General features: G+C 66.2%; 10 protein-coding genes. 3 read left to right on the top strand and 7 right to left on the bottom strand.

Translation table 11 applies throughout. The features are described 5' to 3' along the window. Positions 1 to 318: 318 nt before the first annotated feature. Positions 319 to 594 carry an FAD assembly factor SdhE gene (locus KIO74_RS06695; protein ID WP_213331274.1) on the top strand — a complete coding sequence of 92 codons (276 nt, stop codon included), beginning with the start codon at positions 319 to 321 and terminating at the stop codon, positions 592 to 594. A gap of 205 nt (positions 595 to 799) precedes the next feature. Here KIO74_RS06695 and KIO74_RS06690 read toward each other — a convergent pair whose 3' ends face one another. The 5 genes from KIO74_RS06690 to hutI are packed head-to-tail and all read right to left on the bottom strand — an operon-like array spanning position 800 to position 6,694. After that, on the bottom strand, positions 800 to 1,381 hold the full coding sequence (locus tag KIO74_RS06690; RefSeq protein WP_213331273.1) for a HutD/Ves family protein: 582 nt from the start codon (positions 1,379 to 1,381) through the stop codon (positions 800 to 802). 25 nt (positions 1,382 to 1,406) lie between these two features. Further along, entirely contained in the window at positions 1,407 to 3,077 is a 1,671-nt protein-coding gene (gene hutU, locus KIO74_RS06685) for a urocanate hydratase (RefSeq protein WP_213331272.1), read from the bottom strand. Between the two features lie 13 nt (positions 3,078 to 3,090). Further along, positions 3,091 to 3,915 carry an N-formylglutamate deformylase gene (gene hutG, locus KIO74_RS06680; RefSeq protein ID WP_213331271.1) on the bottom strand — a complete coding sequence of 275 codons (825 nt, stop codon included), beginning with the start codon at positions 3,913 to 3,915 and terminating at the stop codon, positions 3,091 to 3,093. Positions 3,916 to 3,917: 2 nt separating this feature from the next. Next, positions 3,918 to 5,450, bottom strand: a complete 1,533-nt coding sequence (gene hutH / locus KIO74_RS06675; protein ID WP_213331270.1) for a histidine ammonia-lyase — start codon at positions 5,448 to 5,450, stop codon at positions 3,918 to 3,920. Further along, positions 5,447 to 6,694: an imidazolonepropionase gene (hutI, locus tag KIO74_RS06670; protein ID WP_213331269.1), complete on the bottom strand. Its 1,248-nt coding sequence runs from the start codon at positions 6,692 to 6,694 to the stop codon at positions 5,447 to 5,449. Before hutI ends, hutH begins: the two co-directional genes overlap by 4 nt. A gap of 106 nt (positions 6,695 to 6,800) precedes the next feature. Between hutI and KIO74_RS06665 the strand changes: the two genes are divergently transcribed. Further along, complete coding sequence (locus tag KIO74_RS06665; protein ID WP_213331268.1) at positions 6,801 to 8,171, top strand: formimidoylglutamate deiminase; 1,371 nt, start codon at positions 6,801 to 6,803, stop codon at positions 8,169 to 8,171. Next, on the top strand, positions 8,168 to 8,926 hold the full coding sequence (hutC, locus tag KIO74_RS06660) for a histidine utilization transcriptional repressor HutC (protein ID WP_213331267.1): 759 nt from the start codon (positions 8,168 to 8,170) through the stop codon (positions 8,924 to 8,926). The genes KIO74_RS06665 and hutC overlap by 4 nt, the downstream gene beginning before the upstream one ends. A gap of 300 nt (positions 8,927 to 9,226) precedes the next feature. Here the strand turns inward: hutC and zwf are convergent, their stop codons facing one another. Further along, positions 9,227 to 10,705, bottom strand: coding sequence for a glucose-6-phosphate dehydrogenase (zwf, locus tag KIO74_RS06655; protein WP_213331266.1), 1,479 nt, complete (start codon positions 10,703 to 10,705; stop codon positions 9,227 to 9,229). 78 nt (positions 10,706 to 10,783) lie between these two features. Next, on the bottom strand, positions 10,784 to 14,305 hold the full coding sequence (mfd, locus tag KIO74_RS06650) for a transcription-repair coupling factor (RefSeq protein WP_213331265.1): 3,522 nt from the start codon (positions 14,303 to 14,305) through the stop codon (positions 10,784 to 10,786). Positions 14,306 to 14,473: the final 168 nt, after the last annotated feature.

Here is a 14,473-nt window from a genome sequence, read left to right as displayed (position 1 = left end):
AAAGCTCTTCTAATGAAGTGATACTTCTTTGCGGCTTACAGAATTAATTCTTCCGTTATCGTGTTGCTGAATCGATAGTCTTTCTGCCATTCTGGAGGCCAATTTCTTTATGGGATTTCATCCATATATGATATCATTTTTTTTCTGAAAATATCTATTCCAATATTGGATTATAGTTCAATTTATTCTGAATTTTAGTGCTGCGCATTTATCGCATGGCATCCGCAGATCTGCAGGCGCGCGTAACCGTTCGCACGGACTGACATTGATCGCGATAGGGCGTATAGGCTGCGTGAGATCGCATCAGAGGAGTGGTTTATGGACACCGAAAGCGATGTGCATGCGGTCCGGCTACGCCGGCTGAAGTTTCGCGCCTGGCATCGCGGCATGCGGGAGATGGACCTTATCTTTGGCCGTTTCGCCGATGCTAAGCTTCCAGAACTCGATGAGGCCGATCTGGCCGCTTTCGAGAGCCTGCTCGACGAGCAGGACAAGGACATCTTCTCCTGGTACTGCGGCGAGGTACCCCTTCCGCTGCACTACGACACGCCGTTCTTCGCCAAGTTGCGCGCCTTTCCTGTCCATCGGATGTGAGGACGCCTGCGCGTATTCTCTCGACGTCGGAGAGATGAACGATCCGTTGGGACGATCGCGTGTGATTTCCGGTATCGCGTAACAGCGGGAAGGGAAATCATCACCCTGAAATCCCTGCTTGATCGGCACGGCTTGCACTCACCGCGCTCTTGCGGCCTTCCTCGGGAATGAAACGAAGCGATCAGGCCAGAGATGTCCGCACCGATCAATGCTGATCGGCGGTTGTGATGCGGATCTCGTAGAGCACGGCCTGCGTGGAGGGGCTTATAGTGAGAGGCCTGTCGGAGGCAGCTATCACAAGAACATCTCCGTCCGTCATCAGCGTATGAAGACTATTGATCGCGGCGTCGCCGCCCTTGGCCAGCACAAGCGTTGCAGAGGACTCTCGCGGGTTGATCCGCAGGTTAACGCCGCGATGGCGGGTGACGGTGGCGGTGGCGCGGCCGCGCCGCACCATGACATTGAGATCGAGCAGGGCGGTTTCCACAGCCTCGGCGATCGTCGGCACATCAGCGGCGAAGGCGAACGGCGTGCTTGTGTCGTCGAGGGTGCGGGCGGGAGCATCACCTGTCCGCAGTGTCATGGGCCCCCCTGACAGCACGGTCAGGATGCGGTCACAGCCAGGGAAGGCCGAGAACGGCCCCGACGCCTCGACGCGGGCCATGCTGACCCGCCAGTCGAAGGCATCAAGCGCCGCGCCCTCCGGGGCGGCAGCCACCTCGTAGGTGACGCCGCCGCCGTTCTTCCACGGCATCTTCCTGTGGTCGCGCTGTTTCAGAAGACGCATGGCGTGTGGCCTCGGAGTGAGGGCGTTACAGGGATGGTAGATCGAGCCCGTTCTCGCGGGCGCAATCGATGGCGATGTCGTAGCCCGCATCCGCGTGGCGCATCACACCGGTGGCCGGATCGTTCCACAGCACGCGCGCCAGCCGCGCATCCGCCTCGGGCGAGCCGTCGCAGACGATGACCATACCGGCATGCTGGGAGAAGCCCATGCCGACGCCGCCGCCATGGTGCAGCGACACCCAGGTCGCGCCGGAGGCGGTGTTGAGGAGCGCGTTCAGCAGCGGCCAGTCGGACACGGCGTCCGAGCCATCACGCATGGCTTCGGTCTCGCGGTTCGGCGAGGCGACGGAGCCGGAATCGAGGTGATCGCGACCGATGACGATGGGCGCCTTCAGCTCGCCGTTACGCACCATTTCGTTGAAGGCAAGGCCGAGCCGGTGGCGGTCGCCGAGGCCGACCCAGCAGATGCGTGCCGGCAGGCCCTGGAACTTGATGCGCTCGCCGGCCATGTCGAGCCAGTTGTGGAGATGGGCGTTGTCCGGGATGAGCTCCTTCACCTTGGCGTCCGTCCGGGCGATATCCTCGGGATCGCCCGAGAGAGCCGCCCAGCGGAAGGGACCGATGCCGCGGCAGAACAGCGGCCGGATATAGGCCGGCACGAAGCCGGGGAAGTCGAACGCGTTCGCGACGCCTTCCTCCAGCGCCATCTGGCGGATGTTGTTGCCGTAGTCGACGGTCGGGATGCCGGCGTGGAAAAAGTCGAGCATCGCCTTCACATGCACGGCCATTGAGGCCTTGGCGGCTTTGGCGACGCCCTTGGGGTCGGACTGGCGGCGCTCTTCCCACTCGGCCAGCGTCCAGCCGGCCGGGAGATAGCCGTTGACCGGGTCATGGGCGGACGTTTGGTCGGTGACCGCGTCGGGCTTGATGCCGCGCTTGACCATCTCGGGCAGGATTTCGGCCGCATTGCCGAGGAGGGCCACCGAGATTGGCTTCTTGTCCGCGCAGGACTTCTCGATGATCGCCAGAGCTTCGTCCAGCGTATCGGCCTTCACGTCAACATAGCCCGTGCGCAGGCGGAAATCGATGCGGCTCGGCTGGCATTCAATGGCGAGGCACGAGGCGCCGGCCATGGTCGCGGCAAGCGGCTGCGCGCCACCCATGCCGCCGAGACCGGCGGTCAGGATCCACTTGCCGGAGAGGTCGCCACCGAAATGCTGGCGGCCCATCTCGACGAAGGTCTCGTAGGTGCCCTGCACGATCCCTTGGGCACCGATATAGATCCAGGAGCCCGCGGTCATCTGGCCGTACATGGCCAGGCCCTTCTTGTCGAGCTCGTTGAAATGGTCCCAGTTCGCCCAGTGCGGCACGAGGTTGGAGTTGGCGATGAGGACGCGCGGCGCATCCTTGTGAGTGCGGAACACGCCGACCGGTTTGCCGGACTGGACAAGCAGGGTCTGGTCGTCCTCGAGCCGGCGCAGCGCGGCGACGATGCGGTCGAAGCTCTCCCAGTCGCGCGCGGCGCGGCCGATGCCGCCATAGACGACGAGCTCCTGCGGCTTCTCGGCGACATCGGGATCGAGGTTGTTCATCAGCATGCGCAAAGGGGCCTCGGTCAGCCAGCTCTTGGCGCTGATCTCGGGGCCGCGCGGGGCGCGGATCACGCGGGCATTGTCGATGCGGGTCTGTGTCGTCATGGGAGCGGTCCTCTCACGAACGCGCGAAGGCGAGTACGGATGTCAGCAATGGGTTGAGGAAGGCGCGCATGGGCGCCGCATAGGCGGGGTCGTAAGGAGAGGGCCAGTTGGCCTCGTCCACGGCGGCGGGCTCGTGCATGTAACCCCGGCAGCCGAGCTCCATCTGGACGGCGTGAATTCCAGCCTCTGGCCGACTGTGATGACGCGTGATCCAGCCGCCCTTGAAGCGTCCGTTGAGGACGCTGGTCTGGCCAGATGCTGCGCAGGCCTCGGCAACGAGCTTCTCGAGTGCTGGGGCGCAGCTCTTGCCGCTGTTGGTACCGATGTTGAACTGCGGCAGCTCGCCATCGAACAGCCGGGGAATGGTCGAGCGGATCGAGTGGCAATCATAGAGCACGACCTTGGGGTGGGCCGCGCGCAGACGCTGGAGCTCCGCGGCGAGAGCCGCGTGATAGGGCTCGAAATAAGCCGCGCGGCGTGCGGCGACATCAGCCTCGGAAGGCGCGGCGCCGGCCTTGTACAGCGGCTCGCCGTCGAAGCTCGTCGTCGGGCAGAGCTCGGTCGTCGCCTGCCCGGGATAGAGTGACGCGCCGCTCGGGTCGCGGTTGACGTCGATCACCGTGCGCGAGATCGCCGTGTGGATGATCGTTGCGTCGAGATCGACGGCGAAGTCATAGAGCTTGTCGATCCACCAGTCGGCATCCTTGCGGGCGAGCCACGGCGAAACAAGCTTGCTCTCGATCTCGGCCGGTATTTCCGTGCCTGTATGAGGCAGGCTGACGATAAGCGGAGCGTTGCCCCGCCTTATGCTGAGCCAGGGGGGTGAGGTCTCCGCCATGCTCAGCCCTCCAGGCCGGGCAGGGTGTGATTGGCCGCCTTGATGACCTCGCCGGCGGTGATGAGCGCGTTGGCCGCTGCCATGTCCGGGTGGAAATAGCGGTCGTCTTCGAGCGTCGGCACGTCACGGCGCAGCCGCGCGCGCACGGCTTCGAGGGCCGCGCTCGAGGCGAGCGGCTTATGAAAGTCGCAGCCCTGGGCGGCCGCCAGCAGCTCGATGCCGAGCACGCCCGTGAGGTTCTCGGCCATGCGGATGAGGCGGCGCGCCCCATGGGCCGCCATGGAAACATGGTCTTCCTGGTTGGCCGATGTCGGGATGGAATCGACGCTCGCCGGGAAGGCGCTCTGCTTGTTCTCGGAGACGAGGGCGGCCGCCGTCACCTGCGGGATCATGAAGCCGGAGTTGAGGCCGGGCTTTGGCGTGAGGAAGGCCGGCAGGCGCGACAGCGCGGGGTCGGTCAGGAGCGTGATGCGACGCTCCGACAAGGAACCGATCTCGCAGATGGCCATGGCGATCATGTCCGCCGCGAAGGCCACGGGCTCGGCGTGGAAGTTGCCGCCGGAGATCACCTCGCCGTCCTCGGCGAAGACGAGCGGATTGTCCGAGACGCCGTTCGCCTCGATGGTCAGCGTGGTGGCGGCCTGGCGCAGGAGGTCGAGGCATGCGCCCATCACCTGAGGCTGGCAGCGCAGGCAATAGGGGTCCTGCACCCGGTCATCGCCTGTGAGGTGCGACTGACGGATGGCGCTCCCCTCCATCAGGGAGAGCAGAACGGCACCCACCTCGCGCTGGCCGGCGTGGCCACGCAGGTCATGGATGCGCCGATCGAAGGGGGCATCCGAGCCACGGGCCGCGTCGGTCGACAGGGCTCCGGTGATCAGCGCCGTCTGGAACAGGCGCTCGGCCTCAAAGAGGCCGGCAAGCGCGTTGGCGGTCGAGAACTGGGTGCCGTTGAGAAGGGCGAGCCCTTCCTTGGCGCCGAGCGTCAGCGGCTTGAGGCCAGCCTGTTCCAGCGCCTTGGTGGCCGGCATCCGCACGCCGTCGACAAAGGCCTCGCCGACGCCGATCATGACCGTCGTCATATGGGCGAGGGGGGCGAGGTCGCCCGAGGCGCCGACCGAGCCCTGCGCCGGCACGACCGGGGTGATGCCCTTGTCGAGGAAGGCGAGCAGCAGGTCGATGGTCTCCAGCTTCACGCCGGAGGCGCCGCGCGCCAGGCTTGCGAGCTTCAGCGCCATCATCAGCCGCGCGACGGGCACCGGCATCGGCTCGCCGACGCCGGCGGCGTGGGAGAGCACGATGTTGCGCTGCAAGGTCTCCAGTTCGTCGAGGCCGATCTGGATCGAGGCGAGCTTCCCGAAGCCGGTATTGATGCCGTAGATCGGCTCGCCCTTGGCGACGATGGTGGCAACGGCCTCGGCGGAACGGGCGATGGCGGGGCGCACGCCCGGGTCGAGCGCAACGCGCGCGCCGCGATAGATGGCGCGCCAGGCGTCCAGCGGGATCCGGCCGGGCTCAAGAGTAATCGCAGTCATTGTGCTCTCCATACGCGCGCATGGAGTGGGCTGAACCCCATGCGATAAACGAGTTCTGCGGGACGCTCGATGTCCCAGATGGCGAGATCGCACTGCTTGCCGACCTCGATGGTGCCGACGCGGTCGAGCCGGCCGAGGGCGCGCGCGGCCTCGCGCGTCACGCCGAGCAGGCATTCGTCGACGGTCATGCGCATCAGGGTCGCGGCCATGTTCATGGCGAGCAGCAACGAGGTCAGCGGTGAGGTGCCGGGATTGCAGTCGGTCGCGACGGCCATCGGCGTGCCGTGCCGGCGGAAAGAATCGATCGGCGGCTTGTGCGTTTCCCGAAGGAAGTAAAAGGCGCCGGGCAGGATGACCGCGACCGTGCCTGCGGCCGCCATGGCGGCCGCACCCTCGTCGCTCGTATATTCGAGATGATCGGCGGACAGCGCACCGAGGCGCGCGGCAAGCGCTGCGCCGCCGAGATCCGACAATTGGTCGGCGTGGATCTTTACAGGCAGGCCGAGCGCTGCGGCCGCCTTGAAGAAGCGCTCGCACTGGGCGGGCGAGAAGGCGATGCCCTCGCAGAAGGCGTCCACCGCGTCCGCCAGCTTCTCATCAGCGACGCGCGGGAGGATGTCCTGGACCAGCACATTGATGAAGCGGTCCTTGTCGTCAAACTCGCGCGGAAGCGCATGCGCGCCAAGGAATGTCGTCACGATGTTAGCGTGCCGCAAGCCGCCGAGACGGCGCGCGGCCCGCAGCTGCTTCAGCTCCGCGTCCGCCGAGAGGCCATAGCCGGATTTGACCTCCACGGTCGTGACGCCATCCGCCATCAGCCGGTCGAGCCGCGCGAGGCTCGCGGTCACCAGAGCGTCCTCACTCGCGGTTCGGGTCGCCGTCACGGTGGAGTTGATGCCACCGCCCGCCCGCGAGATTTCCTCGTAGCTCACGCCGGCAAGGCGCAGCTCGAACTCATGGCTGCGGTCGCCGCCGAAAACGAGATGGGTGTGGCAATCGATCAAGCCCGGCGTGATCCAGCGGCCTTCGCAGTCGATGCGCTCCGCGTCGGGAAGCGCCGGCAGATCAGCGGCATCGCCGACATGGACGATCCGCCCGCCCTCGGCAGCGATCGCCGCGCCCTCGATGATGCCGAGACCCTCGCGGTCGGGAGCCATTGTTGCGATGCGCGCGTTCAGCCAGATGCGGGGGGCCGTCTGGGATATGGCGCGAGTTGCGTCATTGGCCGTTGTTTCGCCTGCCATGGTTTTCACCCTCTGCTGGTCTGGCGGAAGTTGGGCTATAATGCCTATACATATTCTTTGTATAGACATATAAGATGCTGTCAAGCGCAGTCGATGGGAGAGTGACATGGTTCTGTGGTTTCAATCGGCCCTGACGGCGGACGGCTGGCAGGACGGCGTTCGCCTCCATATCGAGGCCGGTCAGATCGCCGCGCTGGAGAAGGGCGTCTTCGCCGAGCCCGGTGATGAGCGCCATGCCATCGGCTTGCCCGGCATGCCGAACCTCCACAGCCACGCCTTCCAGCGCGGCATGGCGGGTCTTGCCGAGGTGCGCGGCGACAGTCGCGACAGCTTCTGGAGCTGGCGGCAGGTGATGTACCGCTTCCTCGACCGGCTGACGCCCGAGGACGTGGAGGCCATCGCGGCGCTCGCCTATGCCGAGATGCTGGAGGCGGGCTTCACCCGCGTCGGCGAATTCCACTATCTGCACCACGGCTGTGACGGCGCGGCTTATGCCGATATCGGCGAGCTGAGCGCGCGGATCGCCGCCGCCGCCGAAGCCACCGGCATCGGTCTGACCTTGCTGCCCGTGTTCTATGCCCATGCCGGTTTCGGCGGGCAGGCGCCGACGGAGGGCCAGCGCCGCTTCATCAATTCGCTCGATCAATTCGGACTGTTGATGGAGCGCGCGCGGGCGAGCATCAAGGATCTGCCCGCCGCCAACATGGGTCTGGCCCCCCACAGCCTTCGAGCCGTCACGGCGGACGAACTGGTGGAGGTCCTGCAGCTCGCGCCGGAAGGGCCGCTCCACATCCACGTTGCCGAGCAGGTGAAGGAGGTCGAGGACAGCGTCGCCTTCAGCGGCAAGCGGCCGGTGGAATGGCTGATCGAGGCGATGGCCGCGAACGGCGCGCCGATCGACCGGCGCTGGTGCCTGATCCACGCCACCCATATGACCGAGGTCGAGACGATGGCGCTCGCCGCGAGCGGCGCGACCGCAGGGCTCTGTCCCTTGACCGAGGCCAATCTGGGCGACGGAATTTTTCCGGCCGATCGTTTTGTCGGCGCGGGCGGTTATTATGGTGTCGGCACTGATTCCAACATTCTGATCGATGTGCCCGGGGAGCTCGCCATGCTCGAATACAGCCAGCGACTGGCGCTGCGCAGCCGCAATGTGATGGCGGCCGGTGCTAACCGATCGACCGGGGCGAGCCTGTTCAACGCGGCACGCCGGGGGGGCGCGCGGGCGCTCGGCGTGGCGCAGGCGGATCTCGCGGTCGGGGCGCCGGCCGACATCGTCTCCCTCGAGGCGTCAGCCTTCGCGGACGGGCAGCGTGAGGACCGTTTCATCGACAGCTGGATCTTTGCCGCGCGCCGTCCCATTGTGGACTGCGTCTGGCGCCATGGTCGGCCGGTAGTCAAGGCTGGGCGCCATATGGCGCGTGATGCCATCGCGGCGCGCTACCAGGCGACGCTCGCCAAGGTGCTGGCTGAATGAATGACGGTGCCGCTCCTGATGTCACTACGCCGCTGAAGCGCGGGCAGCCCGACTCCATTCACCAGCGGATCAGGGCCGATATCGAGGGCAACATCGTGTCAGGCGTCTGGCCGCCGGGCTACCGCATCCCTTTCGAACATGAGCTGATGCAGGAATATGGCTGCTCGCGCATGACCGTGAACAAGGTGATGTCGCGGCTGGCGGAAATCGGCCTGATCGAGCGGCGGCGGCGCGCCGGGTCCTTCGTGGCACGGCCGCAAGTCCAGTCAGCCGTGCTGGAAATCCCCGATATCAAGGCCGAGATCATCAGGCGCGGCCAGAGCTATCGCTACGAGCTCCTTTCGAGCCGCCGCCGGCGCGCCACGCGAGAGGATCGGGAACTCCTGGTCGTCGAGGCAGGGACGGACGTTCTCGTCCTGACCTGCCGCCACGTGGCGGCAGGCGTGCCCTTCGCCTTCGAGGAACGGCGCCTCAATCTCGCCGCCGTGCCCCTGGCCGCCGAGGTCGACTTTGCGCAGGAGCCGCCCGGCACATGGCTGCTCGGCCACGTGCCCTGGACGCAGGCCGAGCACCGCATCCGCTCGCTCAATGCCGGCGAAGCCTATGCGGAGCCGCTCGAAATATCGCCGGAGACGGCCTGCCTCGTCGTCGAGCGCCGCACCTGGCGCGGTGGCGAATCGATCACCCACGCCCGCCAGGTTTTCCCCGGCAGCCTCTACTACATGTCGGCGACCTTCACGCCGGCGCAGGAATAGGGTCGGGGAGCATCCTTCCGTCATGGCCGGGCTCGTCCCGTCTATCCCGATGAGGTGAAGTGCTGCGGCCGCCGCTTCTCACCTCTCCCCGTCGGGGAGAGGTCGGACGCGTAGCGTCCGGGTGAGGGGAAGCGTGCCGGCGCCGGTTGTGGACCCTCACCCTGTCCCTCTCCCAATCGGGAGAGGGAACGCCAGCGATTCGCCCCGCAGCCTATATGGGGCGCTTGTTACCTCTCCCCGGCGGGGAGAGGTCGTGCCGCAGGCACGGGTGAGGGGACGCCTTCGGCGAAGGCAAAAAAGTTAAACCCCGTCCTCGTACCAGGTGCGGCCGTCGCGTTCGATCAAGGCGATGGCGGCTGAGGGGCCCCAGGTGCCGGCTGTGTAGGGCTTCGGCCCCTCGGTCGTGTTGCGCCAGGCGTCGATGATCGGGTCGACCCAGGTCCAGGCGGCCTCCACCTCGTCGCGGCGCATGAACAGGGTCTGGTTGCCGCGTACCACATCAAGGATCAGCCGCTCATAGGCGTCCGGATTGCGCGCGCCAAAGGCTTCCGCGAAGGTCATGTCGAGCGGCACGTGCTGGAGGCGCATGCCGCCGGGGCCGGGATCCTTGATCATCAGCCACAGCTTCACGCCCTCGTCGGGCTGCAGGCGGATGACGAGCCGGTTGCTCTCGATGTCCCCGGCATCATTGCCGAACATCGAATGCGGGATCTTGCGGAAGGTGACGACGATCTCGGACACGCGGCCCGCCAGCCGCTTGCCGGTGCGCAGATAGAAGGGCACGCCCGCCCAGCGCCAGTTGGCGATCTCGGCCTTGAGCGCGACAAAGGTCGCGGTGCGGCTCGATGGCGCGCCAAGTTCCTCCAGAAAGCCCGGCACGGCCCCGCCGGCGGAGGCGCCCGCCCGGTACTGGCCGCGCACCGTGAGAGCGGCGGCGTTGGTGGCATCAATGGGGACGAGGGACTTCAACACCTTGAGCTTCTCGTCGCGTACGGAATCGGCGGCGATCGAAGTGGGCGGCTCCATGGCCACAAGGCAGAGAAGCTGCAGGATGTGGTTCTGCACCATGTCGCGCATCGCGCCGGCCGTCTCGTAATAGCCGGCCCGCCCCTCGAGCCCGAGCGACTCGGCGACCGTGATCTGCACATGATCGATATGGGCGGCGTTCCACACCGGCTCGAACAGCGTATTGGCGAAGCGAAGCGCCATCAGGTTCTGCACCGTCTCCTTACCGAGGTAATGGTCGATGCGGTAGACGCTCTCCTCGGGGAAGACTTTGCCGACGGCGTCGTTGACAGCCCGCGCCGAAGCCAGATCCTTGCCGATAGGCTTTTCCACGACCACGCGGGTATGCTCGTCCACGAAGCCATGGCTGCCGATGCGTTCGCAGATCGGCCCGAAGAGATCCGGTCCGGTCGCGAGATAGAACACGCGGATATGGCCGCTGTCGCCGGACAGGCGCTCGCCGAGTTTGTCCCAGCCCCGATCAGAGCCCGCCTCCGTGCTGACATAGGACAGGCGGTGGAGGAAACGGCCGAGGGGTTCTTCCTGCAGCTCGTGCGCGGGCACGTGGTCGGCGATCGCCTTGCGGGCGAAGGCCTGGAATTCCGCGTCACTCAAGTCGCGCCTGGACGTGCCGATGATAACGGCGTCGTCGGGCAGCTGTCCCGCGAGGTCACGATGGAAGAGGGCGGGCAGGAGCTTGCGCTGGGCGAGGTCGCCCGTCGCCCCGAAGATGACGAGTGTGAATGGCGGTACCGGGATCACGCGACTGGCCATGCGGACATTTTCTCCTCACATACTCCGGCGGCTGCGCCGTGCTCGTTCCCACAAGATTGCATCGCAGATGCCCTTTGGTCACGCCGCCTTCTTGCGCTCGGCGATCCGTGCCAGATCGCGCATGATGACGGTCGTTCCCTTGAGGCGATGAGCCGGTGTCGCGAAATCGTCGATGAAGACGATGCGCATGTCCGGCCGTACCTTGGCGAGCGAACCTTGTTCCGCGACATAGGCGACGAGCCCTTCGGGATTGGCGAAGGCGTTGTCGCGGAACGAGACGATGACGCCCTTCGGCCCCGCCTCGACCTTCTCCACATTGGCCCGGCGGCACAAGGCCTTGATCGAGACGATCTTGAGAAGCTGCTCCACTTCTTCCGGCAGCTTGCCGAAGCGGTCGATGAGCTCGGCGCCGAAGCCCTCTATCTCGGCGTCGGTGTCGAGCGTCGACAACCGCCGATAGAGTTCGAGCCGCACGTCGAGGTCCGGCACGAAGCTGTCGGGGATCATCACCGGCGTGCCGATGGTGATCGTCGGCGACCAGGCTTCCTCTTCCGCCTCCTCGACACCCGCCTTGAGCTGGGCGACCGCCTCTTCCAGCATCTGCTGGTAGAGCTCGTAGCCGACTTCCTTGATATGGCCCGACTGCTCCTCACCGAGGAGGTTGCCGGCGCCGCGGATATCGAGATCGTGGCTGGCAAGCTGGAAGCCCGCCCCGAGCGTGTCGAGCGACTGCAGCACCTTGAGGCGCCTCTCGGCACTCTGGGTCAGCCGCCGGTTGGCAGGCACCGTCAGCAGCGCATAAGCGCGCAATTTCGCGCGACCGACACGGCCGCGCAGCTGATAGAGCTGCGCGAGACCGAACATGTCGGCGCGATGGACGATCAGCGTGTTGGCGCGCGGAATGTCGAGGCCTGACTCGACGATGGTGGTCGACAACAGGAGGTCGAACTTGCCCTCGTAGAAGGCCGTCATCACATCCTCGAGCTGGCCCGCGGCCATCTGGCCGTGCGCCACGGCCACCTTGACCTCGGGCACCTCGCGGTCGAGGAAGGACTTCACTTCCGCCAGATCGTCGATGCGGGGACAGACGTAGAACGACTGGCCGCCGCGATAGCGCTCGCGCAGCAGCGCCTCGCGCACCGAGAGCGGATCGAAGGGCGAAATGAAGGTGCGGACAGCCAGCCGATCGACCGGCGGAGTCGCGATCAGTGACAGCTCGCGCACGCCAGTCAGCGCCAGTTGCAGCGTGCGCGGGATGGGTGTCGCTGTCAGCGTCAGCACGTGCACCTCGGCGCGCAGATCCTTCAGGCGCTCCTTGTGGCTGACACCGAAATGCTGCTCCTCGTCCACGATGATGAGGCCGAGTTCCTTGAAGCGGATGGCCTTTCCGAGAAGGGCGTGGGTGCCGACCACGATATCGACGGTGCCATCGGCGAGGCCGGCTTTTACAGCTTTCAGCTCAGCCGTCGGCACGAAGCGTGAGGCTTGCGCGACCTTGATCGGCAGGCCCTGGAACCGTTCCTCGAAGGCGCGGTAGTGCTGGCGCGCCAGAAGCGTCGTCGGCACGACGACCGCGACCTGCCGGCCGGAGAGGGCGACCGTGAAGGCCGCACGCAGGGCGACTTCCGTCTTGCCGAAGCCGACGTCGCCGCAGACGAGGCGATCCATCGGGCGGCCCGAGGACAAGTCCTCCAGCACCGCATCGATGGCGTTCTGCTGGTCCTCGGTCTCGTCGTAGGGGAAGCGCGCCGCGAATTCGTCATAGAGGCCATGCGGCGGGACGATGCGCGGGGCTTCCTTCAGGGCGCGGGCGGCGGCGACCTTGATGAGCGCGCTGGCCATCTCGCGGATGCGCTGCTTGAGCTTGGCCTTGCGTGCCTGCCAGGCGGCTCCGCCGAGCTTGTCGAGCGCAACCTCGGTGTCCTCGGAGCCGTAGCGCGAGAGCAGGTCGATGTTCTCGACCGGCAGATAGAGCTTATCGCCGCCGAGATAATGCAGCTCAAGACAATCGTGCGGCGCGCCCGCGACGTCGATGGTCTGCAGACCGACGAAGCGGCCGATGCCGTGGTCGACATGCACCACGAGATCGCCCGCCGAGAGGCTCGAGACTTCGGAGATGAAATCCTGCGCCCGGCGCGACTTGCGTGTCTGACGGACGAGCCGGTCGCCGAGGATGTCCTGCTCACCGATGACCGCGAGGTCGCCGGCCTCGAAGCCGGCCTCCAATCCCCATACGGCGAGCCCGACCTCGCCGGCCGGCAGGCCGAGCGCGACGGACAGGCGCCCGACGGCCGTCGCCTTTTTCAGCCCGTGGTCGGCGAGGACCGAGCCGAGACGTTCGCGCGAGCCTTCCGACCAGGCCGCGACGATGACCTTGCGGCCTTGTCCCTGGAGATGGCGGATATGAGCAACGGCCGCCTCGAAGATATTGATGGTGCCGTCGGCGCGTTCCGGCGCGAAATTCCGGCCCGTCTTGCCGGCGGCGTCGATGATGAGGCGCGCCTCACTCTCGGGCTGGGCGAAAGGCGAGAAGCGCAAGGTCGCTCCTGCCTTGAGCCGCTCGCTCCATTCGCGCTCGCCGAGATAGAGCGCATCCGGCGGCAGCGGCTTGTAGGGCGGCGCTCCGCCCGTCGCGCCGGAGGCCGGGCTCGCGCGGCGAGCCTCATAGTAATCCTTGATCTGGGCAAGGCGCTCGCCGGCGGCATCCTCCGCCAGGGGATCGAAGGCAAGCGGTACGCCCGGCACATAGTCGAAGAGCGTGTCCAGCCCCTCATAGAACAGCGGCAACCAGTGTTCGAGGCCAGGATGGCGACGTCCCTCACTCACCGCCTCATAGAGCGTGTCATCGCGTGTCGCGGCGCCGAAGGCCGTGACATAGCCCTGTCTGAAACGCCGGATGGTTTCGGTGGTGATCTTCACCTCGCTCATCGGCACGAGATCGAGCGAGCGCAGCTGATGCGTGGTGCGCTGGGTCTCCGCGTCGAAGGCGCGGATCGACTCGAGCGTATCGCCGAAGAAATCGAGGCGCAGCGGCTCGGGCAGGCCCGGCGCATAGAGATCGACAATACCGCCGCGCACCGCATATTCGCCGGTATCGCGTACGGTCGCGGTGCGCTGGAAGCCGTTGACCTCCAGCCATTGTACCAGCGCGTCCATGTCGACCGTATTGCCCGGGGCGGCCGAGAGGCTGTCGCGGGCCATCAGCGCGACGGGTGGGACGCGCTGCAACAGGGCATTGACCGTGGTGAGCAGGAGCCGCGGCTTCTCGGCCGACGAGCGCGAGGAGGCAAGCCGCGCGAGCGCCATCATGCGGCGTGCGGTGATCGCCGCGGTTGGCGAAACGCGGTCATAGGGCTGGCAGTCCCAGGCCGGCAGGCTCAGCACCTCGAGTTCGGGTGCGATAAAGCTGAGCGCCGCCTCCGTCGCCGCCAGCCGTCTGTCATCGCGCAGTACATAGACGAGCGAGGCGGCCTTGTCCTCACTCGCCAGCGCCCGCGCGAGATCAGCGATGACGAGGCCGTCTTGACCGTCGGCAACGCTGGTGAGCAACGGGCTGTCGCCCCGCCGAAGGGCATCAACGGCGCGCTGGAGCGGATTCATCGGATCGACCTGTTCAGACAAAAGCAGAGGCTTGACGTGCGGGCGTGTAGCGCGGACTGGGACGTATAAGCCCGCAATTGCGGCTACTCAACGGCTCATGTCCGCCTGAATGCTTTTTGAGGAACATTCGGCCCTTTGCTGGTCGTCGTGGGGCCCGTCCTCATGGCA

Origin of the sequence: Chelatococcus sp. HY11 (assembly GCF_018398335.1) — a bacterium.
In the GTDB taxonomy this organism is placed as follows: Bacteria; Pseudomonadota; Alphaproteobacteria; order Rhizobiales; family Beijerinckiaceae; genus Chelatococcus.
Note: the sequence above shows the minus strand (reverse complement) of the source record. Positions and strands in the feature narration are given on the sequence as shown.